Origin of the sequence: Pseudoalteromonas sp. NEC-BIFX-2020_015 (assembly GCF_012952265.1) — a bacterium.
Lineage (GTDB): Bacteria > Pseudomonadota > Gammaproteobacteria > Enterobacterales > Alteromonadaceae > Pseudoalteromonas > Pseudoalteromonas neustonica.
This window is the reverse complement of record NZ_JABCJL010000042.1, coordinates 1-26,854: the sequence shown is the minus strand read 5'-3', so window position 1 is coordinate 26,854 and position 26,854 is coordinate 1. Positions and strand designations below refer to the sequence as shown.

The window sequence follows — 26,854 nt, the reverse complement described above, 5'->3', positions numbered from 1 at the left end:
CTTTCATTTATTCACATCATAATCAAAGGAAAGCAACAGAATAACGCGTTGAAATGATCAAGCAAGTCGATCCCTTTTTTATTTTTGATCGTTTTCAATAAGCAAGGTTTAGTGCTGAGTAGTTACTATTTTTTAATCATTAAAAATCAAATAATTAAACTTAAACACCTATTAAGCACTGACGCTAAAAATACGTTATAACTTATTTAATGGATCAAATATATCGCACACAAAAACGCCGCTTTAAAGCGGCGTTTTAAATACTATTTACTAAAAAATAAAATTAGTCAGCTTGTGGACGCATATGCGGGAACAAGATCACATCTTTGATTGTTGATGAATCAGTAAACAACATCACTAAGCGGTCAATACCAATGCCCTCACCTGCTGTTGGTGGTAAACCGTATTCAAGCGCACGGATGTAATCTTCATCGTAATGCATTGCTTCATCATCACCCGCGTCTTTTTCTTCAACTTGGCGAGTAAAACGCTCAGCTTGGTCTTGTGCATCGTTAAGCTCAGAGAAGCCATTAGCAAGCTCACGACCACCAACAAAAAACTCAAAGCGATCAGTAACAAATGCGTTCTCATCATTACGACGTGCAAGTGGTGATACTTCCCAAGGGTAACCTGTGATAAAAGTAGGCTGAATAAGCATGTGCTCAGCTGTTTCTTCAAATATCTCACATAAGAACTTACCTGGACCCCATACGCAATTTTCAGGGATCTTAACGTGTACTTGTTTAGCGTATGCTTTTAATTCGTCAAAATGGTTTTCTGGGTCATTAAATACGGCCGCATCAAACTCAGGGTTGTACTTAAGAATTGCATCACTCATGCTTAAACGTGTAAACGGTTGGCCAAAGTCATATTCAACTGAATCAATAACGTCGCCGTTTTCGTCTTTGGTTGTATTAACAACAATTGCGCTACCCAGTACATTTTCAGCAACCGTGCGTAACATGTCTTCGGTGATGTTCATCAGGTCGATGTAATCGGCGTAAGCTTGGTAGAATTCAATCATCGTGAATTCTGGGTTATGGCGCGTTGATAACCCTTCATTACGGAAGTTACGGTTAATTTCAAATACGCGATCAAAACCGCCAACCACTAAACGCTTTAAGTAAAGCTCTGGCGCAATACGTAAGTACATGTCGATATCAAGCGCGTTGTGGTGCGTTACAAATGGACGTGCCGATGCGCCACCAGGAATAACCTGTAGCATTGGTGTTTCCACTTCCATGAAGTCACGATCGGCTAAGAAACGACGAATACCTTCAACGACTTGTGAACGAATACGGAATGTTTCACGCGTTGCTTCATTAGTGATCAAATCGACATAGCGTTGACGATATTTAGTTTCTTGGTCAGATAAACCATGGAACTTTTCAGGTAATGGACGAAGTGACTTAGTAAGTAGTTGATACTCTGTCATTTCTACATATAAATCGCCTTTACCTGATTTATTAAGCGCACCTTTAACACCAATAATATCGCCCGTGTCTAGTTGGCCATACTTTTCTTTAAGATCTTTTTGCACGTCTTTTGACGCATACGCCTGTACACGGCCTTTCATGTCTTGAATCACGAAGAATGGTCCGCGTTTGGCTAAAATACGCCCTGCGATAGACACAACATGCTGCGATTCAACTAATTCTTCTTTACTCTTATCACCAAACTGGGCTTGCAAATCTGCCGTGTAATGCTCACGACGGAATTGGTTTGGATGACCATTGGCTGGGCAATTTGCGCGAATAGCGTCTAATTTGCCACGACGCTCAGCGATTAACTTATTTTCGTCTTGGATTTGATCAGTCATTTTTTAGCTCTTTTTTAGCTTGGTGGTTATAGGCCAGATTTTAAGCTGGCTTCAATAAATTTATCTAAGTTACCGTCAAGTACCGATTGGGTATTACGGTTTTCAACACCGGTTCGTAAATCTTTAATACGGGCATCATCAAGTACATATGAACGAATTTGGCTTCCCCAGCCGATGTCAGATTTTGCATCTTCTTGGGTTTGCTTTTCAGCATTTTGCTGTTGCAGTTCAAGCTCAAATAATTTTGCTTTTAACTGCTTCATCGCTTGCGCTTTATTTTTATGTTGCGAACGCTCGTTCTGACATTGCACGACTGTATTAGTCGGTACATGCGTAATACGTACTGCAGATTCGGTGGTATTTACGTGCTGACCACCCGCGCCTGATGCACGGTATACGTCGATACGTAAATCAGACGGGTTAATATCAATTTCAATATTATCGTCAATTTCAGGGTAAACAAACGCAGAAGCAAATGACGTGTGACGACGACCACTTGAATCAAATGGACTTTTACGAACTAAGCGATGTACGCCCGTCTCTGTGCGTAACCAGCCATAAGCATATTCGCCTACAAAGCGTACGGTTGCACCTTTAATACCAGCAACATCACCACCGGTTGCTTCTACAAGTTCAACCTTAAAGCCTTTAGCTTCACCCCAACGTAAGTACATACGCAGCAGCATATTACACCAATCTTGCGCTTCAGTACCGCCAGAACCTGACTGTAAATCGAGGTATGCATCATTCGCATCATGCGGCCCTGAGAACATGCGACGGAACTCTAAGCCTTCAAGCTGCTCGTTTAGATCCGCTAACTCACTTTGCGCTTCAGCGAATGTTTCTTCGTCTTCGGCTTCTATTGCAAGCTCTAAGAGACCTTCAACATCATCGGCACCAGCCACTAAGTTGTCGATTGTTTCAACAACGGTTTCAAGTGCAGACTTTTCACGACCAAGCGCTTGCGCGCGCTCTGGTTCATTCCATACGGCTGAATCTTCAAGTTCGGCATTAACTTCTTCTAAACGTTCTTGTTTAAGAGCGTAGTCAAAGGTACCCCCGAAGCAGTTCAGTACGTTCGCGAATTTCCTTGATTTGATTAATCACAGGATTCACTTCAAACATGTACGTTACTCCAAAATAGCTGGTTTACACGGCAAATCACCACGTAATATTAGGCAAATTATTATTTAAATGACGCTTTAAATAATAAAGCGCCCGATTTTAACAAAAAATCGTGCGCTTTATTAGTATTTTATGCATCGAAAATAGATATTTTTTATGATACTTTTTGTAGCTCTCGTACGATTAACTGCAATGAAAACTTGCCTCTAAACTCGTTGATATCGAGCTGATAGGCAAGTTTTACAAAACGTGCTTCGGTATCTGGCCATGCTTTTACATCAACACCAAAGGCTATCGCATCAACTAAGCGCCCTGAGTGATGCTTTAAAACCAATTTTAAATGCTTTTCACCCACAATACGCTGTTGTACAAGTTCAAATGTATGCTCAAACACCGGCTCTGGAAATTGCTGCCCCCACGGCCCCGCTTGTTTAATTTGCTGGGCGAATTCCATATTAAAACAATCGCTGGGTAACTCACCATCCGTTAAAATAATACATTTTTTATGCTCATCGCTTAATTTAGCACTCACCGCCTGCTCAAAAGCGTGTTTAAATTCGCTAAAATGCTGTTCGTTGATACTTAATCCTGCAGCCATCGCATGGCCACCAAACTTGCTAATTAAATGCGGGTGCAAGGTATTCAAGCGCTCGAGTAAATCACGCATATGCAGCCCTTCTATCGAACGGCATGATCCTTTGATTTCACCGTTATCGCCACCAGCAAAAATAACTGTTGGGCGGTGGTATTTTTCTTTTAAGCGCCCTGCTAGTATACCTATAACTCCTTGGTGCCAGTCCTCTTGGTATAAACAAATGGCATCAGGTGTTTGCTCATCGCTAAAGGCGAGCCTGTCTAACACGGCCTGCGCCTCAACTTGCATGCCCTGCTCTATCTCTCGGCGCTCGTGATTTAAGCTATCAAGTTCACCTGCAATCTGACGCGCTTGATTAATATCTGTAGCAAGTAAACACGCTATACCTAAACTCATATCATCTAAACGCCCAGCCGCATTTAACCGTGGCGCAAGTGAAAAACCAAAATCACTGGCACTCAAGCGCGATGCATTTCGGTTTGCCACTTCAATCAACGCGCTAATGCCAGGGCGTGTTTTACCACTGCGGATCCGTGCTAATCCCTGGTGCACCAAGGTGCGGTTATTAGCATCCAGTGCCACTACATCTGCTACAGTGCCCAATGCAACTATATCTAGTAAGTCAGCTAAATTAGGTGGTGATTGCTGCTCAAAGTAACCTGCGTCACGCAATGCGCTTCTTAGTGCTATTAATAAGTAAAATGCGACCCCAACGCCTGCAATTGATTTTGATGGGAAATCACAGTCATGGCGGTTTGGATTTACGATTGCGTCAGCATTTGGCAGCTGTTCGCCTTGCAAGTGATGATCTGTAACCAGTACCTTAATACCCGCACCTTTAACAATATCAATACCCGCAATACAGGATATGCCATTATCAACGGTGATCACTAAATCGGGGGCCATTGTGACTATTTGCTCTGCTAATGCAGGACTTAATCCATATCCTAGGCTAAACCTATCTGGTATTAAATAATCTAAGTGAGCAAAACCAAACATTGCCAGCCCTTGCATTAATGTGGCTGTACTGGTCGCACCATCGGCATCAAAATCCCCCACAATAAGCACTTTACTTTGTGCTTGTAGGGCTCTTTGTAGCAAATCGGTCGCTTTATCTATGTCTTTAAATAACTTGAAGTCGTGTAAGGTAGCGGCACTGTTATTAAGCTCATCTGCATGAACGACTTGGCGAGTGGCATAAATTTGCTTAATAACCGGATGTATATGGCTCGGTAAATGAGCATCATCAACGTATTCGCGTGCTTGTATCAATTTTTTCATGCAGGATATTTAACTTTTTTGGTTAAAAATTTCTGACAAAAAAAGGCCCTTTAGGCCTTCTTTCTATGAGTTAACACTTAAGAAGATTTATTTGCTTCTAGTGCCGCTGCTAATGCTGCTGCAGGCTGATAACCTGGTATTAATGTACCATCTTCTAAAATAATAGCTGGCGTACCACTGATACCAAAGCTTTGACCAAGTTGATAATGTTCAGCAACAGGTGCTGCACAGTTTTTAGTTACCTTAGTGTCTGCGCCTGCTTTAGCTTCTGTCATGGCTTCTTGCTGATCTTTAGAGCACCATACATTCATTAAATCTGCGTAACCTGACCCTTGTAAGCCGCCTCGTGGGAAGGCTAAATACTTAACAGTAATACCTGCTTCGAGTAAATCATCAAGCTCACGATGTAGTTTACGGCAATAACCACAACTAATATCTGTGAATACAGTAATGCTGTGTTTTTCATTTTTAGCTTTATATACAATCATTGAATCTTCATATTCAACTAACCCACCTTTACGAACGCCGTTAAGTGCTTGCTCAGTTAAGTTATTACGATTGTTCAAATCAATCAGCGTACCTTGCATTAAAAATTGGCCGTCTGGGCTTGCATATAACACGCCTTTATCGGTAATTAGCTCTTTTAAACCCGCAACAGGGCTTGGATTAATTTGTTTAACAGTAACACCCAATGCAGCAAATTTAGTTACTATAGGGTCATTAGCATCAGGAACGGCTAAAACGCCATTAGCAAACGCACTTAAACTGGTGCCTAGCATTGCACCGGCTAATATTAACTTTTTCATAATGTTCTCTTATATCCTGATAATTAGTATCTACTCAGACCGCTCAAACTGGAAAAAATTCTCATTAAGCGCGAGGATGATGTTGCTGATGTACCGATTTTAGTCGTTCATTCGCTACATGAGTATAAATTTGTGTAGTCGATAAGTCGCTATGCCCTAGCATCATCTGTACCACTCTTAGATCAGCACCATGATTCAATAAGTGTGTTGCAAACGCATGACGAAGTGTATGAGGCGATAAAGGCGATTCAACTGCAGCCAAAATAGCATAGTGTTTAATACGATGCCAAAAAGTTTGTCGGGTCATACCAACTCCTCGCTTTGACGGGAACACAAAGTCAGTCGCGTGTTTAATCATTTGCGCGCGGCCAACCTTTAAAAATTGCTCTAACCAGTACATCGCTTCTTCACCAAGTGGCACTAAACGTTCTTTATTTCCCTTACCTTTAACTAACACCACCGCTTGGCGTAAATTAATTTGTTCTATACGTAAGCCAACTAATTCACTAACTCGTAAACCTGTTGCATATAACAACTCCAACATGGCTTTATCACGCAAGCCCATTGGCTCTTCTGTATTTGGAGCTGCAAGCAATGCCTCAACCTCACTCTCTGATAACGTTTTAGGTAGCGATAACCCTGCCTTAGGCTGAGCAATATTTACCATTGGCGAATCAGAAATGTGCTTTTCACGCACAAAATACTGATAAAACCGTTTTAATGCACTAATGCTACGTGCCGTACTGCGTGGTTTTAAACCTAAATCAACACGGTGTGCTAAATAGCTTTCAATATCTTGCCCTGTTACGGTTAACAGATCTTGACCTTCCAAAAACAGGCAAAACTTATCTAAATCACTGCGATATGCAGATAAAGTGTTATCGCTTACGTGCTGTTCTAGATAAAGATTATCTAAAAAAGATTCTAGATAATCGCTATTGTTAAGCAGTTCGTCGTGATCTGTAAGGGCTGAATCTAATGACTCATGATCAGGTAACGTTGTCACAGTTATTCTCATAGTTATCAAGGTATCAATTAATAATACCTTACGGTAAACTTCAGCCTATCATATCAGGCAAATACACAGTGATAAATACGATGCAAATTGGTTTATTTTATGGTTCTACCACGTGCTATACAGAAATAGCAGCAGAAAAAATTCGCGATATTATCGGCCAAGACATTGTAAGCCTACATAATATCAAAGATGAACCACTAAAAAATGCGCAGCAGTACGACTTTATCATCCTTGGTATCTCAACATGGGATTTTGGTGAGTTACAAGAAGATTGGGAATCAATTTGGGATGATATTAAAGATGTTGATCTCAATGGCAAAACCATCGCTTTATTTGGCATGGGTGACCAACAAGGTTACGGTCAGTGGTTTCAAGATGCGCTAGGCATGCTGCACGATGAAATAAGCAGCCAACAATTTACATTATTAGGTTTATGGCCAAACGACAGTAGCTATGAATTTGAAGCGTCTAAAGCGCTTACTGCTGACGGTAAGCATTTTGTTGGCTTAGCCCTTGATGAAGACAGCCAGTATGAACACAGCGATGAACGTATTGCCAATTGGGTAGAGCAAATAATGACTGAATACAGCGAAACCTTGTAACCCCCCTTAATTAGATGCTGCGACGGATCACAACTCATACACCTGAGTAAAAAGCGGCATCTAGTTGATACAGTTTTTAACAAAACATTACACTTTAAAAAGGACATAATCGTCACTTTAATCATAAAATAGCATGCATACCCTACATAAAAGGATTTAATCATGCTAACTCGATCTCTATGTATACTTACTTTATCTAGTTTTATTGTTGCCTGTAATTCTGAAGACATTGAAACCGCCAATTTTGGCTCTTCGTATTATAAAAATGACTACACTCTCATCAATACCACAAATCAAGAAATTGATTTTCATATGGCAAATACTGAACTTGATGGCGATGAACGTGACGTGAAACGCAATAAGTATTATGTCGATACGCTAGCCAGTGGTGCTGACCCAATAAAAACAAGACATGAGCATAATGGTAAATACAAAATATCCTTCTATGTGCAAGATCACAGTCAAAATACGCGTAATTACAAAAAACTCTACAAAGTAAATAATGATCAAGATTACCACTTTATAGCTTGGCAAGACGAAGAGCTTGTACGTCTGAGTTTGGTTAAAAATCAACAAGACAATAAAGATAACTTTTTTGCGGTTAGGTTTTTAGCCACAGAAACCGTAACGCTTACAGTAAACGAAAAGCCTTTAACCCTTACCCAAGGTGATGTTAGCCACTGGCGACATGTTGATGACTGTAATGCAGACATTAAAGTTGATGATAAAATACTGTCAATTTGTCACGCATCTTACAGTAATTCATACACACTCGTAGTAGACAAAAACGGCATCAAAGCCACAATAACCGAATAAATAAACAACCACCGCTCGTTAACCTTATTAACGCGCGGTGGTGCTAAATATCATGGGTTACTTTAAACTCCATATTACCAACTTTCGCAACCCTTACATTTTCAAATAAAAATCCTTACACAGCGCAACATAGTCATCACTGTATTTTCCATCTTCATTATGAATCGTTAATATGCTTGGTTCACACTTTCGAGGCTGGTAGCCAAAACTCATTAAACTTCGCGTAGCAGATTTATTTTTAGTTGTGCGCACTAAACAGTGGCGTTGTAAATAAAGCCCTTGAGCAGCGGCTTGCCCAATAAATTGCTGCGCCTCATTACAAGGTAAAATAACATTAAATATAGAACCTTGATGGCTTAGGCGATCAAAAGCGACAAGCAACTCTGCAAAGCTTAAACTATCTGTATGCCTTGCGGTATTACGTGCATGATCCCCTCCTTTTAAACAGCCATTAAAATACGGTGGATTACAAACAACAACATCAAATAACACCTCTGACGTAAAAGATTGAATGTCTGAATTATAAATAACAATATCAGGCCACGGACTTTGGCTAATGTTCTGTGATGCTTGGGCATAAGCAGTGGCGTCTATTTCCACTGCATTTACTAACAAATGAGGCGCACGCTGTTTACACATCAACGCTAACAAGCCAGTGCCAGCGCCTATATCCAGTAAGCTATCACCGCTCGTTAAATCGGCCCAAGCGCCCAGTAAAATGCCATCGGTTGAGACCTTCATTGCGCATTGCTCATGGCTGACCGAAAATTGTTTAAACACAAAGCCTGACATTTTTTCACCTTTTCATTCACCAAGCGCTCGATAGCGCGTATAATTAACGCCAATTGTCCTCTATTTTTGACACTCTATGCAATTTTCTGATTTTGATATTGATAACAAGCTACTGCAAGCCGTTGCTAAAATGGGTTATGAAACCCCAACAAGCATTCAACAACAAGCTATTCCTGAAGCGCTACAAGGGCGTGATATTTTAGCGTCAGCGCCAACAGGCACAGGTAAGACTGCGGCATTTTTAATTCCGGCAATTCAGTATTTACTTGATTTTCCACGTCGTGAGCCTGGCTTTGCTCGCGTACTCGTTATGACTCCTACACGCGAACTTGCTTATCAAATTCATGAACAATGTGAACTACTTGCTAAAGGTACAAACCTTAAAATAGGTGTTGTTACTGGCGGTATAAACTATGGTACGCATAAAGAGATTTTTGAAAAAAACAACGACATTTTGATCGCCACACCAGGGCGCTTAATGGAGTATTTAGAAACTGAAAACTTCCATGCCGAAAACGTAGAATTACTTATTCTTGATGAAGCCGATCGCATGCTCGATATGGGCTTTCGTAAAGAAATGATGCGTATTTGTGAAGAAGCAAAAAATCGCCGTCAGTGCTTTTTATTCTCAGCCACCTTAGAAGGTGACAGTGTTGAGCGCTTTGCAGAGCAAATATTAAATGATCCAGCACTTCTTGAAGCTGAATCATCACGTAAAGAAAAAGCTAAAATCCATCAATGGGTACATTTAGCCGATGATTATCATCATAAATTAGAGCTATTGGTTAATACACTAAAAAATCCAGATCTAACCAAAGCAATTGTGTTTGTTAAAACCCGCGAGCGACTTGAAACACTAATTGGTGAATTAACCACTAATGAAGTTAAAGCCGCGTGGTTACGTGGTGAAATGCCACAAGACAAACGCATGAAAGCAATGGAAAACTTTCATAGTGGTCGTACAAGAATACTCGTTGCAACCGATGTTGCCGCTCGTGGTATTGATGTTGCTGACATTAGCCATGTAATAAACTTTGACATGCCTCGTACTGCCGACGTTTACGTTCACCGTATTGGTCGTACAGGACGCGCAGGTAAAAAAGGTATCGCTATTTCATTAGTGGAAGCCCACGACATCTTAGTCCTTGCTAAAGTTGAGCGCTATATTGAACAAAAGCTAAAACGCAGAGTGATCAAAGGTATTGAGCCACAGCATAAAGAAGCAAAGATGCCGATTAAAAAGCTAAAAGATCCAGCAAAAATTAAAGCCCGTAAAAAGGCAAAATCAAAAGTGAAGAAAAAGAAGTAAGAGCAATTGCATTAAGGTATAACATACCTTCATTAAAAAAGCCGAGTCTCGTAAGAGCCTCGGCTTTTTAATTTAAAACACTCCCCAACAAGGGGAGTGTTTTATACCAATCTAGGTAGATATAAGGTCTATTTAATTCGTTAAATTGTTCAAATATTTATGCAGATTGGTATTAATTAATCATTTATTGACATTTACCAAGGTCTTTCCATACAGCCCATGATGATGAGTTATCTGCAGGGTTAGCACCACGCGTCCACCATTTTGCGCTATAACGATTACCGCTATGGGCAACTTCTTTTCCAGCTGTGTAAACTGCTGTTGAGCTCCACGTTGCAAGACCACTACAACCTGCGGGTGGTGTTCCACCGTCTGTTACTGTCACAGTCTTAACCAAAGTATGGTTTAGGCCTTGTGCATCACTTACGGTTAATTTGACTTCATATGAACCTGGCGCTTGGTAAGTATGGCTCGGTGTTTTTGTATTGGCTGCATTGCCGTCGCCAAACGTCCAGTTATAAGCCGTAACCGCAACATCATCTGTTGATGCGTTAGTAAAGCTAACAGCTAAACCTGATACGCTAAAATCAAAGTTTGCTTTAGGCGCTTGATTTACAGTACCGCCACCATCGCCAGTTTTACAATTACCTTGGCGAGACCACACATTTGAATAAACAGCTGGGCTTGCACCTGTTGACCACCACGTCGCTTTGTATTTAACTTGGTTAAACTCTACTAAGTCACCAACACGGTAAGATTTGCTCGCATTCCATGATGCAATACCTTCACATTCACCACCAACAGCGGTTGAAATTTTCACTGTTTGACTGCGCTGATTTACTTGCCCTGCGGTATCAGTAACTTCTAAAGTAACTGAATAGCTGCCATCAGCTGCGTATGTATGAGTTGGGTTTTCAACCGTTGATGAATTACCATCACCAAAACTCCAGCTATAACTGCTAATGCCTTTGTCATCTGTTGATGCATTACTGAATGTTACTTGCTTAGCATTTACCGATGCGCTAAAACGCGCCACAGGTGCATTATCAACACCGCTACCACCGCCACATTCTGATTGTGCTAAATAATCATAAGCATCTTTGGCCTTAACAATACCAAAGCCATATGACGTATCACGCCCTGCTGCGCCTTTATCTTGTGCTGTTGCATTTAACGCATCCCGAATCTGTTGGTTTGAACACTGTGGGAAATGGCTCCATACTAATGCAGCAACACCCGATACATGCGGCGTAGCCATTGATGTACCGCTAATGCTTTTATAACCCCCGTTATTCCATGTCGAATTAGTGCCTACGCCCGGCGCAGCAATTTCAACTTGTGAGTTATATTGTGAGAATGATGCTTTTCTACCACTGCGGTCAACCGCTGCAACAGACACAACAGAATCATATGATGCAGGATAGCTTAATGAGCTATTCGCATCATTACCCGCTGCAGCAATATGTAACATGCCCTGTGCATAGCTATTTGCAAATGCTTGACGCTCAGCATTAGATGATTGCGGACCACCTAAACTCATACTTGTTACACTTGCACCTGCAGATTGACATTGACCTATTGCCGCCACTAAATCAGAACCATACGCCCAGCGGCCCTGATCGTTAAACACTTTAACAATGTGTAAACCTAATTGACCTGATGAATTAACCCCAATAACACCTTCGCCATTTCCGCCAAGCGCCGCTATCGTACCTGCAACATGTGTACCGTGGCCATTACCATCGTTGTACCAATTGCCTGTATTATTAGCACCGTAGCCATCGCTACCCGTGATCCCTGTACTTGGTAAATCAGGGTGGTTAAGTGTATAACCAGTATCCATAATACATACTTTTTGATTACCAGTAAGATTATCTGATAGCTGTTGAGCTTGTACCATAGTGATACCATAAGGCGTGCTCTCAGCCATTAAGTAACGCTTTGGATCCACTTCAATGCTTGCTACTTCTGAACTTTGTAATAAGCGCGCTTTTTGATCAGCCGTTAAAACCACCGCCATTGCATTGATATCGGGTAGAGTTTGAATTACTTCAACGTTAGCCTGTAATGCAACATCGCTCATCAAGCCTCTTTTAATATTATCAGCCTGTGCTTGGCTACGGGCAAAAGCAGTGTGTAGTGCAGTCGTTTGCTCAGTTAAATGAACGATAAAACGCTCTGACTCAACTTCTTGTGCAATAGCTGATCCTGCTGTTGATAATAAAATCGCCGTAGCGACTGCCGTTATCTTAAATGTTGGGGTTTTTGACGCTCTCATTTTAATTCCTTGGATTTAAATTCTATGCCCAGTGAATTTACAATTAATTCACAACCCTTTAATAGAAACACAGGCCTGACAGCGCTGTCAAGCGGGTTGATACAAAATTATAACAAATTTAACTAGAGTAAATAATCAGTTGGTATTAAAGGAGTATTTATAAAATATAAGAAAATCCTTAGATTTCAAAGATGCTTAATCTATTTATCAGTCAAAATAACGCAATAAATAAAATGTAAAATAATTGTTATTTTTTAAAGGTATTTCTTAGTCCAAATAAATATATATAAAGAATAACACGATCAGCATCACCGTATTTTTTACCGAATAAAATGTAAAAATCTCCTATTCACATAATTACAAATAAAAAATATGCTTATATTCAGCAAGTTAAGTGTGGAATGGTTATTGTAATACAGTGTGTAATTCATAAAAATTACTAACCAAGCTAAATGTGAGGGAAATCATGAACCGCTTTAAACAAACTGTGTTACTTATATCGCTTTGCTGTATTTTTTTATTAGCCTGTGCAACACAAGTCAGCGCAGCCACCAGCACGATAATGGTCAGCAGTGCATCAACTCAGCCAACACTTCAGCAGTTCGCTGTTAATAAGCTTCGCACTAACCCGAACTTAAAAATTTCGCAGCTACAAGTACATGTTAAGGGCAACAAAATAGCACTTTATGGTATAGCCGAAACAGGGTTTGAAAGAGCATTGGCACAAAAGTTTTTAGAGAACACGCAAGGCATCGCCATCATAGAAAATAAAATGCAGGTGAGAGTAAGGGATTAGAGGGACAGAGCTAAAGATACTCGGTGAAAGATTTCACCGTAGTTAGTGAATACTGAGACACTTTAAAATTCTTAGCCTTTTTAAAATTTTCAGAATCGAGTCACACGTCCACAAGATTCAACAGCGCTACGATTTAATTTTTTATACTTCCAATTAATCTCTAGATTCAGGGTCTTGCAAAGGCCAAAAAATATTAATATTATATTGAACAATGAATATTTAGTAAGCACAAGGTTTAGGTTTTTTGAACACTACCTACCTATCACAGGAAATGAATCCCCTACTGAACTCTCATTCTAATAAGAGACGTATAATAGGTGTCGTGAAGCTTCTGTTACCTGATTGCATATTTTTTAGGTTACTCTTTACCACCAAATAAACCTTTGAGGTGTAACAGCTTTATCAGCGGACATTTCATATGAAACATCCCTACCGTATGGACTTCTATCAATACCAAAAAGTGTAAGTTATTACCAATTGTAAATATTATCCTTAGATGGCTAAGTTTACATTGGCAAAGACGCAAGCACATTCATTTATAGTGGGCATTTTTGCGTTTTTGGCATGCGTTAAGTATTTGCTGTTTTTGTTCTGGTCTGGCGCTGTGCCACGCTAGAATCTCATCTAAGGTTCTAAAGCAGCCTATACATGTATCATTACCATCCAAACAGCAGTGACGAATACATGGATTGCTGGGTTGCTGGCTATTGAGCTTCTTGGTGTTCATTTATTTAAACCTCACTTAACTAACTAAAAGCTAGTTACTGATTGAATAAAAGTCTACTGAAAGCTTGAGGAATGAATTAAAAAATAAAGTATGGAAATGCTCGCTGATATTAGACTTTACCTACTATAAGTTATGTAAATATGGGCAGCTATTGCGTAAATAATACATAGTTAAGCGCGAGTACAACTCGCGCTTATAAGTCATTAAATAACATTAACAGTGCTAAACTAATTAGCTTCGCGCTGCTCCATGCTATTTTTTTCCGTTCTTTTTTCACTGATCATCGCATCGAGTTTTTCGCCGCCTTTAATACCAAAATCAAGCGTACGTATTGGGAATGGAATGCTAATATCAGCGTCACTGAGCGCTTGTTTAACAGCAACAATTGCTTTGTGGCGTACCGTCATAAAATCAGCTTCGCCAGGGTATTTTATCCAAAACCAAACCAGTAAATTTACACTGCTATCGCCAAAGCCCTCGGCGTATACCGCCGTCTCTTCTTGTTTAATTACAAAATCAAACTCATTGATTTTTTTAACAATAACTTCAGCTGCCAGCTCAGGATCATCACCATATGAAATACCCACAGGCACTTCAATACGACGTACACCTAACGTACTGTAATTACGTAATACGTTACGAAAAAGGATTTTGTTAGGCACTAAATTAAGCTGACCATAGAAATTTTCGATTAATGTGTTGCGTAGATTAATTGATTTAACCGTACCAAAAACATCATCAGTTTTAATAACATCACCAGTTTTAAAGGGTTTGCGGACCCCCATAGCGATACCGGCAATGAGGTTTTCGGTCATATCTTGAAAAGCAAAACCAATGGCGAGGCCAACAATACCCGCCCCCGCAAGCAAAGAGGTAACTGTGCCTTTAAGACCTATAAAATCAAGTGCAACAAATAAACCTACACACAACACAATCATTTTAAAAATAGATGCCATTAAATCCGCAATTTGTTTTGAGTCAAGTGTACGGCGTAATAGTTTGCGCACCATTGAACCTAAAAAGCGTGCGAGAATAGAAAAGATTATTGCAATGAGTACCGCAACTATAAAGTTAGGAATGTGGCTGATGACAATATCAAACCAGCCTCCGAGTTTTTCCTCTATAAGTTTTTCGGCATCGCTGATAGACGGTATTTTTAACATTGTTTAACCTTAAGTATTCTTAAAATATACTCAGGTATTGCAAAATAAGCGCCAAAACGTAAAAGCCATGCGGTGCATGGCTTTTTTGTATTGAGAGCGGTGTTTCAAAATTAATTTTGTTCGTCACGCATAAATACCGGCTCAAGTGCTTTTTGAGTTGCTTCTTCGCTGTAGTAATAACCATCAACTGTAAACTGTTTAAGATCGCTTAGCTGTGTGATTTTATTTTCAATGATGTAGCGTGCCATTAAGCCACGGGCTTTTTTAGCATAAAAGCTGATAATTTTATATTGACCGTTTTTACAGTCTTTAAAATGCGGGGTAATAATTTGCGCATTTAAGGTTTTTTTATCAACGGCTTTAAAATACTCGTTTGATGCTAAGTTTACTAAATACTGACTATCTTGCTCAGCAAGAACAGTATTTAATTTATCAGCAATAACACTGCCCCAAAACTCATATAAGTTTTTGCCGCGACTATTATCAAGCTTAGTGCCCATTTCAAGACGATATGCTTGCATTAAGTCCAATGGTTTTAATAGCCCATAAAGGCCTGACAAAATACGTAAATGGCTTTGTGCGTAATCAAGTTGATCTGCGGTTAAGGTGTTTGCATCTAAACCGCCGTAAACATCACCATTAAAGGCCATTACTGCTTGTTTGGCGTTGTCGGTAGTAAATGGTTGAGACCACTCGCTAAAGCGCGCAGCGTTTAGGCCTGATAACTTATCGCTAATTTTCATTAAACTACCAATTTGTGCTGGCGTTAACTCACGACACACCGTCATTAACTCTTCGCTGTGCTCAAGTAACTCAGGTTGCGTGAATTTATCAGTGCTTGCTTTACTCTCGAAATCTAAATTTTTTGCAGGTGAAATAACAGTGATCATAGTTAGCTATTGACTTGGAAATTATTTAATGTCAATTTCAACATTAAATGAAACGAAAAGCACGTTTTGTTTATATCAATTAGTGAGAATTGATTGGTATGATACCTACCTTATTGGCATAGCTTATTGCGCTTTGCATCTTCGTTCTTCACTGATACGGACATAAGACCTATCAAGCACTGTCACAGTGCTGCAGTATAAGGTAGTTACAGTAGATTTTTCTTTTAACTTGCTTGGAATGAGGAAAGCAAATGACTTCAGCTCTACAAAGGCTCAAACAACATTCATCTATCGTGGCAGACACAGGCGATATTGAAGCGATCAAAAAACATCAACCGGAAGATGCAACGACTAATCCGTCTTTACTTCTTAAAGCCAGCGAGATTGAAGCGTACAAGCCGTATTTAGATAAAGCATTTAGCTATGCAAAAGAAACCGAGCAAGATGCAAACAAGCAATTAGAATTAGCGTGTGATTACTTTGCAGTATTGCTTGGTAAAGAGATCAGTGAAATTGTACCTGGTTATATCTCTACTGAAGTTGATGCGCGTTTATCATTTGATACTCAAGCAACGATTGCTAAAGCACATACCTTACTTAGTCTGTATGAAAAAGAAGGCGTGAGCAAAGATAAAATCTTAATCAAAGTTGCATCAACGTGGGAAGGTATTAAAGCTGCTGAGCAATTAGAAAAAGAAGGTACTAAGTGTAACCTAACCTTATTGTTTAGTGATGCGCAAGCGCGTGCATGTGCCGACGCTAACGTATTTTTAATATCACCATTTGTTGGCCGTATTTTAGATTGGCACGTAGCCAATGGAATGGAAAAACCAACAGATCCACTACAAGATCCTGGTGTGCAATCTGTACGCAGCATTTTTGAATTTTACAAACGCCATGATTATAAAACCGTGGTTATGGGCGCAAGTTTCCGTAACACAGGCGAAATCATCGCGTTAACGGGTTGTGACAAGCTTACAATCAGCCCTAATCTTTTAGAAGAGTTAGGTAACCTTGAGGGCGCACAAGAATATTTACTGGAAAGTGATATTGCTAAAGAGCTAAAGCCAGCACCATTAACTGAATCGCAGTTCCGTTGGTTACATAATCAAGACGCCATGGCGACTGAAAAACTAGCTGAAGGTATTCGCTCATTTGCTGATGCTCAAGAGCAACTAGAGGCACGCTTTAAAGCGATGTAATCTCTTTTTAAGTGTTATTTTTAGTTAAATATTAAACGTCGCTATTGCGGCGTTTTTTTATACCTAGAATAATCAACATTCATTAACTCGTCACTTTTTCGTAACATAAACGTCACTTTTTTATTCTATTTTAGTTTGGCCTGTGGTATAGGTATTTTCGAGGTTCAAAAAATTCAATAGGAGAAGTTAATGGATAGCCTAGACGATATTTTAGAAATATTAGAAGGTCCTGATACAACCAGAAAGACCTCTCAGAAAAATAAAAAGCGAAAATGGCGCGAAATCGAAGCGTTAAAAGATAAGCAACGATTACGTAAAGAACTACAGGAACTAGATTTTTTTGCAGACAATATTGCGATTGATGAATTAGATTTTTAATTCAGCAACGCAGTAGCAACTAACCAGCTAAAAGGCCCTTACTGATAAAGTAAGGGCCTTTTGTTTTTTATATTCGATTTTTATACTTGCCAATTAATAGCTTTTTTACCTTGTTGTATCAATAGCTGATTGGTAGTGGAAAAGTGCTTACAACCAAAAAAACCACGATGCGCAGACAACGGTGATGGGTGCGGGCCATTTAAGACATAATGACGGTCGCTATCAATGCCCTTACCTTTTTTTTGCGCATGAGCGCCCCATAAAATAAACACCACACCTTTACAATGTTGATTAATGTGAGCAATCACCTGATCGGTAAACAGCTCCCAGCCTAAGTGTTTGTGCGAATGTGCTTGGCCTTTCTCTACCGTGAGTACGGTATTAAGTAAAAACACACCCTGCTCTGCCCAGCGTTGTAGATAGCCATGTGTTGGTATGGTAAAACCATCAATGTCTGTTGCCAGTTCTTTATAAATATTTTTTAAAGAAGGCGGAAGTTTACTGACTTCAGGCAAAACAGAAAAACATAAACCATGCGCTTGCCCTTCGCCGTGATATGGGTCTTGACCGAGTATGACCACTTTTATATCACTCAGCGGTGTTGCATCAAATGCGCTAAATATCTGCGACTGTGGCGGGTACACAGCTATGTCTTCGCTGCGCTTTTTCGCTACGACTGCAAGTGTTTCTTGCATATAAGGTTTTGCACACTCAGTTTTTAAAAAGCGTTGCCAATCACTCATAAAGCCTCCTTAATTACAACACGAGAATCATCAATTTTAGTACACATATCCGTTAGACCATCAAGCATGCGGGTTGTAAAACGGTGCAATAAATCAGCATTAACTTTAATAAACAGATTATGATTTACTGCGGGGACTTCAGGCCATTGAGACCAGTCAATCACGGCTTGTTGCTGCTGTGATTTTTCGTCAGGTAATATAATTACCTCGGGTTTAGCTACAACCACATTTTCAATACTGATCTGCGGGTAATCGGTTCGGCTATTTGCAAACACGTTACGACCTTGGCAAATTTCAATTAACTGATTGATCCAGGTATTTTTACCCACCGTCATCATCGGCTCAGGCCATAACTGATAAAATACCGCCACCTTACTTTTACCTTGATGCTGTACTTTGATAGCAGCAATTTTATGTTCAAATTCAATTGCGGCTTGCTCGGCCACGTGTTCTCGCCCGGTAAGTGCACCTAAGCGACGCAGTTCATTAGGCACTTTATCCACTTCGCTGGCATCACTGTACGAAACCTCAATGCCAAAGCTTTTAATACGCGCTAAATCTTCGGCTTTGCTGCCTGTTTTCCACGCGAGCACTAAATCAGGTCTCAGTGCTAAAAGCTTTTCAAGCAGAATACCTTGATGGCCGCCAATACGGGGAATATTATTGGCTGCTGCTGGAAAGTCTGCATATTCTACAGTGCCTACAATTTGCTCCCCTGCGCCTATCTCATATAGGTTTTCAACGATATGTGGTGCAAGGGCGACGATTCTAAGCTGCTGCTTATTAGTTTGGGCTATCGCCTTAAAACAATTTAAAGCCACAAATAAAATAAGTACTAACCTAACCATTAGTAATCAAAACCTATTTGCGCTTTTACACCGGCATCAAATGCGTGTTTAACGTTACGTACTTCACTGACGGTATCAGCTAAGTCTGTTAATTTACGGTGTGCACCGCGCCCTGTAATGATTAAAGATTGCATTGGCGGACGATTAGCAATCACTTCTAACGCTTCATCTAAATCAATGTAGCCATAGGTGAGCATATAAGTAATTTCATCAAGTAATACTAAGTTAATTGATTCATCAGCCAACATACGTTTAGCTTCTTGCCAGGTTGCTTGCGCCGCTGCAGTGTCTGATTCTTTATTTTGCGTCTCCCACGTAAAACCGGTGTTCATAATGGCAAACTCAACCCCTGCACCTTGCAATATATTGCGCTCCCCGCATGGCCAAGTGCCTTTAATAAATTGGCACACTGCGGCTTTCATGCCATGACCAACACAGCGTGTTACCGTACCAAAACCTGAGGTTGACTTACCCTTACCGTTACCAGTAATAACCTGAAAAACGCCTTTTTCTGTTTGCGCGGCAGCAATGCGCTCATCCACTTTATCTTTTACTTTTTGTTGGCGCTGTTGGTGTTTATCGTTATTTGTATCGCTCATTATTAACTCCTTCCCAGTTTTGGTAAATTTGTGTGATTTTATCTAAATCTAAATGTTCTTTACACATATCAGCTAAGCGCGTTAATTGCTGCTCGCGATGTGTGTCTATGTCTATTAACTGCGTAATGCCACTATTTGGTAAGACCCAATCGAGTATTAATTGCGTGGCTTCGCTACTATCGAACAAGCCATGTAAGTAAGTACCCGCTATACAATCATCTTTTGATATAAAGCCGTCTTGTGCAACATTATTAGGGTGTTGAGTAAATTTTAAAAAAGGCCGCTCGAGTGCTTGGCCTTGACTACTACCAGCATGAATTTCATAACCAGCCACTTTAGCCTGTTGCCCTTGCAAATTGATAATACCTGCAGCTTGCGTTAGCACCTTTTGTTGCCCTAACTCAGTAATAAACTCAGCAAGCTCTAACCCTTTGCAATGTGCTTGGCTTGATTCAACGCCTTTAGGGTCATAAATATCGCTACCCAACATTTGTAAACCGCCACAAATACCGAGTAACTTGCCACCGTAACGTAAGTGGCGTTTAATTTGTTCCCCCCACCCTTCATTTTTTAAAAAGGCCAAATCACTGATCACATTTTTACTACCGGGAATGATAATTAGATCAACATCAGGGATCATTTGAGTATGACGAATGTAATTAATATCAATTTGGGTGTTTAAGCGCAGTGCATCAAAATCAGTATGATTACTAATATGCGGCAATAGCAAAACGGCTATTCTAATTTTTGCTTGGCTAACTTGGTTATCAATCGCGACCGCATCTTCAGCATCAAGGGCTAAGTCGTGCAAATACGGTAATACACCTAATACAGGTTTACTCGTATACTCTTCAAGCCAATCAAGGCCGCTTTGCAGTAATGCGATATCACCACGAAAACGGTTGATAACAAAACCCTTTACTCTTGCTTGCTCTGACTCACTTAGTAGCGCAAGTGTGCCGACTAAATGGGCAAATACGCCGCCTTTGTCGATATCTGCAATTATTATTACAGGGCAATCAACCGCTTCAGCGTAACCCATATTCGCAATATCCCCAGCGCGCAGGTTAATTTCAGCAGGGCTACCCGCGCCTTCAACAACTAATAACTCAAACTCTTCGCTTAAGCGTTGTTGCGAGGTAAGTACCGCATCCATAGCGACTTTTTTATAATCGTGGTACGCCTGTGCTTCCATGTTACTAATCGCTTTACCGTGAATAATCACTTGTGCGCCAGTATCACTGTTTGGTTTGAGTAAAATAGGGTTAAAATCAACGCGTGGCGGCACTTTAGCGGCAATTGCCTGTAGTGCCTGGGCACGCCCAATTTCGCCACCATCTTCAGTTACGGCGCTATTTAACGCCATATTTTGCGGCTTGAATGGAGCAACTTTAATACCTTGATCTACAAATACTCGACACAGTGCCGCGACTAAGGTACTTTTACCTGCATCAGAGGTTGTCCCTTGTATCATTAATGTTTTCATCATGACTGCCCTTTAAGTGTTAAGGCAAGACCTGCCATTATAAATTCAACACGCGCAGCTTTTACTGCAATCGCTTGATGCAACCAGCCAGACTCATCAACAAACTGACGACTAAGTTCGCCAAGCGGTACAATCCCATGACCAACTTCGTTACTCACAAAAATGACTTGCCCGGGTAAATTATCAAAAATATTTAGAAATGCCGTTTTTTGTTCATCCCAACAATCACTTCGACCGCTGCATAAACAGTTACTCAGCCACAAAGTTAAGCAATCAACTAAGATGCAATTATTTTTGCTACTGTGTGTTTGAAGTGTTGCAGCCAGCGTAATTGGCTCTTCAATTAATTGCCAATCTGTAGGGCGTTGTTGCTGGTGATGCTTAATACGAGTTTGCATTTCAACGTCATGTGCTTGACCTGTAGCAAGGTAAATTACAGGCTTATTACTTTGCTGTGCAAGCTGCTCTGCAAAACGGCTCTTACCGCTGCGAGCCCCACCTAAAATAAGCGTATGATTAGCGTTCATAGTACACTCACCAACGTTAAGTAAATCGCAATTTCACTTAGTTGCTGCGCTGCACCTAAACAATCACCGGTATATCCACCTAACTGGCGTTTAAACCAGCGGATTAAAATCACTCTTAAGATCAATAATACCGCAATGAGTATTAACGCGGTTTGCCATAACACAAGACTTGCAGCGATTAAACTCACCAGCAAAACTGCTGCGGTTAACAGTAAAATAGTTAAACTAGAGTTGGATAAGTGCATCGCCAGCGGTTTTACTTTTGAAGTGGCATCTTCACTAACGTAATCCATGCTTATAATTAAACTCGTTGCCACCATACGGCTTAAACATTGTCCGAGTAAAATTGCACTCAACACACTTAATAATGATTCACTAAGAAAAAGTAGGCTCTGAAATTTAATTAGCAGTATTATAAACAATGCCGCAGCCCCGTATGTGCCAAGGCGACTGTCTTTCATAATGGCAAGCTTTTGTCCTACCTGCCAACCGCCACCAAAACCATCCCACACATCAGCCCAACCATCCTCGTGAAAAGCGCCCGTTAACAGCAACCCTATTGCCATCATTAACAGGATGCTAATTGATAGCGGGAACAGCAACTGAAAAACGCAGTAACTAAGCGCTAATAATCCACCGAGTAACAAACCAACCAAAGCAAAATAACGACTTGCTTGGTTTAAGTGCACAGTACTCACATCAAAGCGCAATTCAACAGGTATTCGAGTTAAAAAACTGATTGCTAATAACAGTAACTGCCATTGCGTTACTTTGTTTTCATCTAGATTAGAGTGCATTAACTAACAACCTGCTCCACGCCAGCATCAGCAAAGCTAGCCATTTGATTATAAAAACCCAGTGACGCTTGCAGTAACGGTAAACTTAACGCAGCGCCTGAGCCTTCACCTAAACGCAAATCAAGTTGCAGCAGTGGTTTAACGTTAAGTGTATCTAACATTAATCGGTGACCTTGCTCGTTTGAACAATGAGCGAATATTAAATACTCTTTAACTGTGGGGTTTATATTTATTGCAATCATAGCCGCAGCGCTACAAATAAAGCCATCAACCACCACTGCCATACCCTGCTCAGCAGCTGCTAACATTGCACCTGTTATATGCACAATTTCAAACCCACCTAATGCCGCAAGCAAGCTAATTGGATCTGCAAATTGTGACTTATGTAATATAAGTGCTTGCTCTACAACTGCAATTTTTCGCTCAACAATATCATCACTTACACCTGTGCCCTTACCTACACATTGTTGTGCGGGTAATTTAAGCATCGCAGCCATAATAGCCGCGGCACTGGTTGTATTACCTATGCCCATCTCTCCAAACGCAACGGTATTACAGCCTTTAAGGCTAAGCTGTTTTACAAGTTGTTTGGCATTATCAAAACCTCGATATACCTGCTCAATTGACATCGCCATATTTGTATTAAGCGGCTGTGTAATGCTGCCTAAACGGCAATTATGCACACTTGGTGAAGCTACTGGGTGTAAAATACCGCAATCAACCACTTCTAACAGCCAGCCTAACTGTTGGCAAAATACGTTAATTGCTGCACCACCACTGACAAAATTAGTGACCATTTGTGAAGTAACATCACTGGGTGCTATTGATACACCATGCGCTGCAACGCCATGATCGCCTGCAAAAACAAGCAAAGTAGGTTTATTAATAACAGGGGTAAATGCTTTAAAGGCAGCTTCACTTGATACTTTTTGACTAAATATAGTAACCAATTGCGTGGCACATTGCTCTAGCTGTCCAAGTGCGCCAAGTGGTTTAGTTTTTTGATTTATTTTATCAGCGATTATGTGGCTAAATTGGTTAGCTATTCTCGGTATATTGAACATTGGTTAGCTTTCTCGCTTGCGAAAATAAAGTAATGATAAAAAGAAAATACTGCCGATCGCAGACGTGATCACCCCAATAGGTAACTCTTGATTCGTAAGTAAAATGCGCGACAACACATCAACCCAAACCATGAATATGCCGCCAGCTAAAGCTGTCATCATTAAGCCACTGGGCGTACCTTGGGAAACAAAAAAACGCACAATATGCGGGATCATCAAACCGACAAAACCAATTCCACCACACATGGCAACAAGCACAGCAGTGATCAATGAGCTCAGTATTAACATTAATAAGCGAAACCGTTGTACCGGTATACCTAATGTCACGGCACTTTCATCACCCAATAACATAGCATTGAGCTGACGACGAAAACCCATCATTATCGCTGTACAGCTTAAAATAACTAAAGCAGGTAACCAGAGCGTGGCCCACTGAGCACGAGCAAAACTACCTAGCGTCCAAAATAAAATAGCGGTTATCGCCTGAGGATCACTAAAATAAAGTAGTAAACTGGTAAATGCGCTGAATAAAAACGATAAGGCAACGCCTGCTAACAACATGGTTTCAACCTGTCCACGACTAGCCCGCCCAGCAATAAACACCAGTAATAACATCGTAAATAAACTGCCAACAAACGCAGCTGCAGACATGGAAATACCAGCGCTGATACCAGTAATTGTCATAAAACACACCACACCAAACGATGCCCCTGATGAAATACCAAATAAATATGGATCAGCCAATGGGTTACGTGTAACCGTCTGCAAAATTAACCCAGCAATCGCTAAGCCAGACCCTGCTAAAAAAGCCAATAAGGTACGTGGTATCCGTAGTTGCCAGATAATTCTTTCAATAAAGGGGTCATGCCCTTGCCCTATAAGGCTATGGTACACATCAATGAACTTACTTGGCGCAGCACCAAAGCTAAGTGCAATAAAAATGCTCGTAAAACCAAAAAATAAAGTAACGATCACAGCAGCATAATTATTTTTTTGCATTAGCACTACCCCCTTGATAGCCATAAAAGTAGGTGATTCGCGGAATTACTTTTTTTAGTTGTTCACTCTGTGGATGTGCTGATACTTCAGCACAGACACTAAATACGTCACTCAGCATTTTTTCCGTGATCACTTGCTCTGGAGTACCTGTTGCAACTAATTTACCTTGTTTAATCACCAGCAACTCATCACACATGCTGGCAGCTAAATTAAGATCATGAAACGACGCTAAAACGGTCACATTAAGAGACTTTGCCAATTCCATTAGTTGAATTTGATATTTAATATCTAAATGACTAGTAGGCTCATCCATAATGAGTAGTTTGGGTCCCTGCACAATAGAACGAGCGATCAATGCTCGTTGTTTTTCGCCACCAGAAAGAGAGTCAAACGATTGTTGACAATGATGACTCAAGCCAACTTGTTCGATCGCCTGTAATATTATTTGCTTATCCGCTTTGGTTGTAGAACTAAATATGCTTTTGTGGGGTGTAAGCCCAAGACTTACAACATCATAAAGGGATAAGTTAAATTGCGAAGGTGTTTCTTGCAGTACCACTGAAACTTGCTTTGCATATTCATCTGCACTTAATTGCCAGATGTTCTGTCCGGCAAAGCTAACCTCGCCACTGCCTGGTTTGCTATAACGATATAAACAACGCAGCAGGCTCGATTTACCCGCACCATTAGGACCCAGTAAACCAACAAATTGACCTGGTTTGATAGCAAAAGCTATATTTTGCAAAATAGTGGTATTACCCACTGACCAGCATAATTCTGTGACTTTAAGTAATGGTGGCTGAGTTACTACAGGTGATTGCAATGTATTTTTCTCTCTGGCGATAGTAAACCCAATACACTACTTACCAATAGGATGATAATAGAAGAGTTAACCCGCTCATTTAGTTCAAATTAACGTATTTTGTATCTGACTTATCACTGACGTGACTTACAGTTGCGGGTACAGTTGAGGACTCTCACCTCATTCCAAAATACATAAGACTCTATTATGGGCAGGTGAGTAAATATTTCAATTAATATCTATCTAGGCAGTTAAAAACTACTAAATAGCATTCTAAAACACAATTTTTGGCCACGCTTTACCCATATTATCAATATAAATCTCAACACAAACAAATTTACCGTAGCCTACAGCAAACATATTCTGCTGATTAGATTCTTTTGGTAGCTCACATATAATGCCTAATAATTGCTTAATCACCCCCGCATGCGTAATTACTAATTGCTTATGCGTATGATTATTTACAATATTCATCAATAACCTTTGCCACCAAAGAAATACTCGCTGATAAAAGTCAGCCATATTTTCACCACAAGGCGGTGTGACTAACCAAGGGCTTTGCCAAAAATCACCAATACTAGGAGAATGCGTCAGCTCCCACAATTCATCATACTTACGACCATCCCAATCTCCAAAATTAAACTCCCGGATATCATCAGTAAGTAAAAGAGGAATTTGATGGTTGTGAGAAAATTGTGTGGCAAATTCACTACAACGTTTTAATGTTGAACTTTGCACCAATTCAACATCAGTTAAGTATTTGCATGCTTGACTCAACTGTGAAAAACCAACATCACTTAATAAAAGATCAGTCCCTCCAGCTAATACATCTTGCTCAACAATTTCACCATGGCGTAACAAATAAATGCGACTAGTAAAAGGCGTCATAGAAGTCCCAAAAATCACGAGCTATCATTCCCATAATTTTATCAGATATCATCATGCTTAATTGGACAATTTTCTACACTGAGAGAAACATCGATCTTTAAATTCACTTCGCACAAACTGTAGCTCGTGATCTATCATGAATCGTGGATATGTATAGCTCTGGGGAATATGCTACATGCCTTCAGGCTAAAGCATGACCTACAATAAAAGACCCGCAACTTGATTGTAAAACCGTCGGTCGTGATTTATCGCGACAACCGATATATGGGGGTGTATTGCTTTCAGGTGAACGCCTGAGCGACACTGGCCACCTTGCACCTTGCACCTTGCTCGCTGTTTCACTTTCCTGCAGACGTAAAAAAGCCCGACTCATTGAATCGGGCTTTCTTTATTTGGAGCCTGGCGATGACCTACTTTCACATAACAAATGCTACACTATCATCGGCGCTGTTTCGTTTCACTACTGAGTTCGGCATGGGATCAGGTGGGTCCAAAACGCTATTG

The 26,854-nt window shown here is 40.4% G+C and carries 26 protein-coding genes, 1 rRNA gene and 1 riboswitch; of the genes, 6 read left to right on the top strand and 21 right to left on the bottom strand.

The annotated features are described in order from the left end of the window. Positions 1-283: 283 nt before the first annotated feature. From lysS to xerD, 5 genes are all read right to left on the bottom strand, one after another. Positions 284-1,819 (bottom strand): lysine--tRNA ligase, encoded by a 1,536-nt coding sequence (gene lysS / locus HH219_RS20500; RefSeq protein WP_169328486.1) that lies wholly within the window; start codon positions 1,817-1,819, stop codon positions 284-286. Between the two features lie 26 nt (positions 1,820-1,845). Beyond that, positions 1,846-2,944, bottom strand: a protein-coding gene (gene prfB / locus HH219_RS20495) for a peptide chain release factor 2 (protein WP_169328485.1) whose coding sequence is annotated in 2 segments (ribosomal slippage) — positions 1,846-2,868 and positions 2,870-2,944 — 1,098 coding nt in all. Because the reading frame shifts where the segments join, the coding sequence is not laid out codon by codon here. Between the two features lie 154 nt (positions 2,945-3,098). Next, on the bottom strand, positions 3,099-4,820 hold the full coding sequence (gene recJ, locus HH219_RS20490) for a single-stranded-DNA-specific exonuclease RecJ (protein ID WP_169328484.1): 1,722 nt from the start codon (positions 4,818-4,820) through the stop codon (positions 3,099-3,101). Positions 4,821-4,897: 77 nt separating this feature from the next. Continuing rightward, positions 4,898-5,626 carry a bifunctional protein-disulfide isomerase/oxidoreductase DsbC gene (gene dsbC / locus HH219_RS20485; RefSeq protein WP_054205342.1) on the bottom strand — a complete coding sequence of 243 codons (729 nt, stop codon included), beginning with the start codon at positions 5,624-5,626 and terminating at the stop codon, positions 4,898-4,900. 64 nt (positions 5,627-5,690) lie between these two features. Then, positions 5,691-6,575 (bottom strand): site-specific tyrosine recombinase XerD, encoded by an 885-nt coding sequence (gene xerD / locus HH219_RS20480; protein WP_099459010.1) that lies wholly within the window; start codon positions 6,573-6,575, stop codon positions 5,691-5,693. Between the two features lie 149 nt (positions 6,576-6,724). On the opposite strand from xerD, the gene fldB reads away from it, so the two are divergent. Both fldB and HH219_RS20470 read left to right on the top strand, forming a co-directional pair. Then, complete coding sequence (gene fldB / locus HH219_RS20475) at positions 6,725-7,246, top strand: flavodoxin FldB (RefSeq protein ID WP_054205340.1); 522 nt, start codon at positions 6,725-6,727, stop codon at positions 7,244-7,246. Positions 7,247-7,408: 162 nt separating this feature from the next. After that, positions 7,409-8,062, top strand: coding sequence for a hypothetical protein (locus HH219_RS20470; protein ID WP_054205339.1), 654 nt, complete (start codon positions 7,409-7,411; stop codon positions 8,060-8,062). A gap of 93 nt (positions 8,063-8,155) precedes the next feature. Here the strand turns inward: HH219_RS20470 and HH219_RS20465 are convergent, their stop codons facing one another. Further along, positions 8,156-8,854 (bottom strand): methyltransferase, encoded by a 699-nt coding sequence (locus tag HH219_RS20465; RefSeq protein ID WP_169328483.1) that lies wholly within the window; start codon positions 8,852-8,854, stop codon positions 8,156-8,158. A gap of 76 nt (positions 8,855-8,930) precedes the next feature. On the opposite strand from HH219_RS20465, the gene srmB reads away from it, so the two are divergent. Then, positions 8,931-10,163 carry an ATP-dependent RNA helicase SrmB gene (gene srmB / locus HH219_RS20460; RefSeq protein WP_054205337.1) on the top strand — a complete coding sequence of 411 codons (1,233 nt, stop codon included), beginning with the start codon at positions 8,931-8,933 and terminating at the stop codon, positions 10,161-10,163. Positions 10,164-10,347: 184 nt separating this feature from the next. Here the strand turns inward: srmB and HH219_RS20455 are convergent, their stop codons facing one another. After that, a complete protein-coding gene (locus tag HH219_RS20455) occupies positions 10,348-12,441 on the bottom strand; it encodes a S8 family serine peptidase (protein WP_169328482.1) in 2,094 nt (697 codons plus the stop codon). Between the two features lie 466 nt (positions 12,442-12,907). On the opposite strand from HH219_RS20455, the gene HH219_RS20450 reads away from it, so the two are divergent. After that, complete coding sequence (locus HH219_RS20450; RefSeq protein ID WP_054205335.1) at positions 12,908-13,237, top strand: hypothetical protein; 330 nt, start codon at positions 12,908-12,910, stop codon at positions 13,235-13,237. 532 nt (positions 13,238-13,769) lie between these two features. On the opposite strand, the gene HH219_RS20445 is transcribed toward HH219_RS20450, so the two are convergent. From HH219_RS20445 to yaaA, 3 genes are all read right to left on the bottom strand, one after another. Continuing rightward, the gene (locus HH219_RS20445) at positions 13,770-13,964 is read right to left on the bottom strand and encodes a DUF1289 domain-containing protein (RefSeq protein WP_169328481.1); all 195 of its coding nucleotides are present in this window, start codon (positions 13,962-13,964) and stop codon (positions 13,770-13,772) included. Between the two features lie 227 nt (positions 13,965-14,191). Then, positions 14,192-15,127, bottom strand: coding sequence for a mechanosensitive ion channel family protein (locus HH219_RS20440; RefSeq protein ID WP_054205334.1), 936 nt, complete (start codon positions 15,125-15,127; stop codon positions 14,192-14,194). A gap of 110 nt (positions 15,128-15,237) precedes the next feature. Continuing rightward, complete coding sequence (yaaA, locus tag HH219_RS20435) at positions 15,238-16,017, bottom strand: peroxide stress protein YaaA (RefSeq protein ID WP_054205333.1); 780 nt, start codon at positions 16,015-16,017, stop codon at positions 15,238-15,240. A gap of 251 nt (positions 16,018-16,268) precedes the next feature. Between yaaA and tal the strand changes: the two genes are divergently transcribed. Next, positions 16,269-17,219 carry a transaldolase gene (gene tal, locus HH219_RS20430; RefSeq protein ID WP_169328480.1) on the top strand — a complete coding sequence of 317 codons (951 nt, stop codon included), beginning with the start codon at positions 16,269-16,271 and terminating at the stop codon, positions 17,217-17,219. Between the two features lie 189 nt (positions 17,220-17,408). Then, positions 17,409-17,597 carry a DUF3545 family protein gene (locus tag HH219_RS20425; protein ID WP_054205331.1) on the top strand — a complete coding sequence of 63 codons (189 nt, stop codon included), beginning with the start codon at positions 17,409-17,411 and terminating at the stop codon, positions 17,595-17,597. A gap of 80 nt (positions 17,598-17,677) precedes the next feature. Here the strand turns inward: HH219_RS20425 and ung are convergent, their stop codons facing one another. The 11 genes from ung to rrf all read right to left on the bottom strand — a co-directional run. Beyond that, on the bottom strand, positions 17,678-18,340 hold the full coding sequence (ung, locus tag HH219_RS20420; RefSeq protein ID WP_169328479.1) for a uracil-DNA glycosylase: 663 nt from the start codon (positions 18,338-18,340) through the stop codon (positions 17,678-17,680). Then, on the bottom strand, positions 18,337-19,188 hold the full coding sequence (locus tag HH219_RS20415) for a cobalamin-binding protein (protein ID WP_169328478.1): 852 nt from the start codon (positions 19,186-19,188) through the stop codon (positions 18,337-18,339). The genes ung and HH219_RS20415 overlap by 4 nt, the downstream gene beginning before the upstream one ends. Next, the gene (gene cobO, locus HH219_RS20410; protein WP_054453123.1) at positions 19,188-19,787 is read right to left on the bottom strand and encodes a cob(I)yrinic acid a,c-diamide adenosyltransferase; all 600 of its coding nucleotides are present in this window, start codon (positions 19,785-19,787) and stop codon (positions 19,188-19,190) included. Before cobO ends, HH219_RS20415 begins: the two co-directional genes overlap by 1 nt. Beyond that, positions 19,771-21,273, bottom strand: coding sequence for a cobyric acid synthase (locus tag HH219_RS20405; RefSeq protein ID WP_169328487.1), 1,503 nt, complete (start codon positions 21,271-21,273; stop codon positions 19,771-19,773). Before HH219_RS20405 ends, cobO begins: the two co-directional genes overlap by 17 nt. Beyond that, positions 21,273-21,800: a bifunctional adenosylcobinamide kinase/adenosylcobinamide-phosphate guanylyltransferase gene (cobU, locus tag HH219_RS20400; RefSeq protein WP_054205327.1), complete on the bottom strand. Its 528-nt coding sequence runs from the start codon at positions 21,798-21,800 to the stop codon at positions 21,273-21,275. The genes HH219_RS20405 and cobU overlap by 1 nt, the downstream gene beginning before the upstream one ends. Next, on the bottom strand, positions 21,797-22,597 hold the full coding sequence (locus tag HH219_RS20395; protein ID WP_169328477.1) for an adenosylcobinamide-GDP ribazoletransferase: 801 nt from the start codon (positions 22,595-22,597) through the stop codon (positions 21,797-21,799). Before HH219_RS20395 ends, cobU begins: the two co-directional genes overlap by 4 nt. Then, on the bottom strand, positions 22,597-23,661 hold the full coding sequence (cobT, locus tag HH219_RS20390) for a nicotinate-nucleotide--dimethylbenzimidazole phosphoribosyltransferase (RefSeq protein WP_169328476.1): 1,065 nt from the start codon (positions 23,659-23,661) through the stop codon (positions 22,597-22,599). Before cobT ends, HH219_RS20395 begins: the two co-directional genes overlap by 1 nt. Positions 23,662-23,664: 3 nt before the next feature. Next, on the bottom strand, positions 23,665-24,660 hold the full coding sequence (locus HH219_RS20385) for an iron ABC transporter permease (protein ID WP_169328475.1): 996 nt from the start codon (positions 24,658-24,660) through the stop codon (positions 23,665-23,667). Then, positions 24,647-25,483, bottom strand: a complete 837-nt coding sequence (locus HH219_RS20380) for an ABC transporter ATP-binding protein (protein WP_169328474.1) — start codon at positions 25,481-25,483, stop codon at positions 24,647-24,649. Before HH219_RS20380 ends, HH219_RS20385 begins: the two co-directional genes overlap by 14 nt. A 78-nt stretch (positions 25,484-25,561) precedes the next feature. After that, positions 25,562-25,705, bottom strand: a riboswitch (cobalamin riboswitch). 30 nt (positions 25,706-25,735) lie between these two features. Beyond that, positions 25,736-26,350, bottom strand: a complete 615-nt coding sequence (locus HH219_RS20375) for a histidine phosphatase family protein (RefSeq protein ID WP_054205322.1) — start codon at positions 26,348-26,350, stop codon at positions 25,736-25,738. Positions 26,351-26,747: 397 nt separating this feature from the next. Beyond that, positions 26,748-26,854: ribosomal RNA gene (gene rrf / locus HH219_RS20370) — 5S ribosomal RNA — on the bottom strand; the annotation flags it as partial.

Bases quoted from the DNA above. Each gene is read 5' to 3' on its own strand.
- HH219_RS20375 (WP_054205322.1), bottom strand. From the start codon at position 26,350: ATGACGCCTTTTACTAGTCGCATTTATTTGTTACGCCATGGTGAAATT.
- HH219_RS20465 (WP_169328483.1), bottom strand. From the start codon at position 8,854: ATGTCAGGCTTTGTGTTTAAACAATTTTCGGTCAGCCATGAGCAATGC.
- dsbC (WP_054205342.1), bottom strand. From the start codon at position 5,626: ATGAAAAAGTTAATATTAGCCGGTGCAATGCTAGGCACCAGTTTAAGT.
- recJ (WP_169328484.1), bottom strand. From the start codon at position 4,820: ATGAAAAAATTGATACAAGCACGCGAATACGTTGATGATGCTCATTTA.
- lysS (WP_169328486.1), bottom strand. From the start codon at position 1,819: ATGACTGATCAAATCCAAGACGAAAATAAGTTAATCGCTGAGCGTCGT.
- ung (WP_169328479.1), bottom strand. From the start codon at position 18,340: ATGAGTGATTGGCAACGCTTTTTAAAAACTGAGTGTGCAAAACCTTAT.
- tal (WP_169328480.1), top strand. From the start codon at position 16,269: ATGACTTCAGCTCTACAAAGGCTCAAACAACATTCATCTATCGTGGCA.
- cobO (WP_054453123.1), bottom strand. From the start codon at position 19,787: ATGAGCGATACAAATAACGATAAACACCAACAGCGCCAACAAAAAGTA.
- HH219_RS20445 (WP_169328481.1), bottom strand. From the start codon at position 13,964: ATGAACACCAAGAAGCTCAATAGCCAGCAACCCAGCAATCCATGTATT.
- HH219_RS20450 (WP_054205335.1), top strand. From the start codon at position 12,908: ATGAACCGCTTTAAACAAACTGTGTTACTTATATCGCTTTGCTGTATT.
- cobU (WP_054205327.1), bottom strand. From the start codon at position 21,800: ATGAACGCTAATCATACGCTTATTTTAGGTGGGGCTCGCAGCGGTAAG.
- yaaA (WP_054205333.1), bottom strand. From the start codon at position 16,017: ATGATCACTGTTATTTCACCTGCAAAAAATTTAGATTTCGAGAGTAAA.
- HH219_RS20395 (WP_169328477.1), bottom strand. From the start codon at position 22,597: ATGCACTCTAATCTAGATGAAAACAAAGTAACGCAATGGCAGTTACTG.
- HH219_RS20440 (WP_054205334.1), bottom strand. From the start codon at position 15,127: ATGTTAAAAATACCGTCTATCAGCGATGCCGAAAAACTTATAGAGGAA.
- HH219_RS20405 (WP_169328487.1), bottom strand. From the start codon at position 21,273: ATGAAAACATTAATGATACAAGGGACAACCTCTGATGCAGGTAAAAGT.
- fldB (WP_054205340.1), top strand. From the start codon at position 6,725: ATGCAAATTGGTTTATTTTATGGTTCTACCACGTGCTATACAGAAATA.
- cobT (WP_169328476.1), bottom strand. From the start codon at position 23,661: ATGTTCAATATACCGAGAATAGCTAACCAATTTAGCCACATAATCGCT.
- HH219_RS20425 (WP_054205331.1), top strand. From the start codon at position 17,409: ATGGATAGCCTAGACGATATTTTAGAAATATTAGAAGGTCCTGATACA.
- HH219_RS20415 (WP_169328478.1), bottom strand. From the start codon at position 19,188: ATGGTTAGGTTAGTACTTATTTTATTTGTGGCTTTAAATTGTTTTAAG.
- HH219_RS20455 (WP_169328482.1), bottom strand. From the start codon at position 12,441: ATGAGAGCGTCAAAAACCCCAACATTTAAGATAACGGCAGTCGCTACG.
- HH219_RS20385 (WP_169328475.1), bottom strand. From the start codon at position 24,660: ATGCAAAAAAATAATTATGCTGCTGTGATCGTTACTTTATTTTTTGGT.
- HH219_RS20470 (WP_054205339.1), top strand. From the start codon at position 7,409: ATGCTAACTCGATCTCTATGTATACTTACTTTATCTAGTTTTATTGTT.
- srmB (WP_054205337.1), top strand. From the start codon at position 8,931: ATGCAATTTTCTGATTTTGATATTGATAACAAGCTACTGCAAGCCGTT.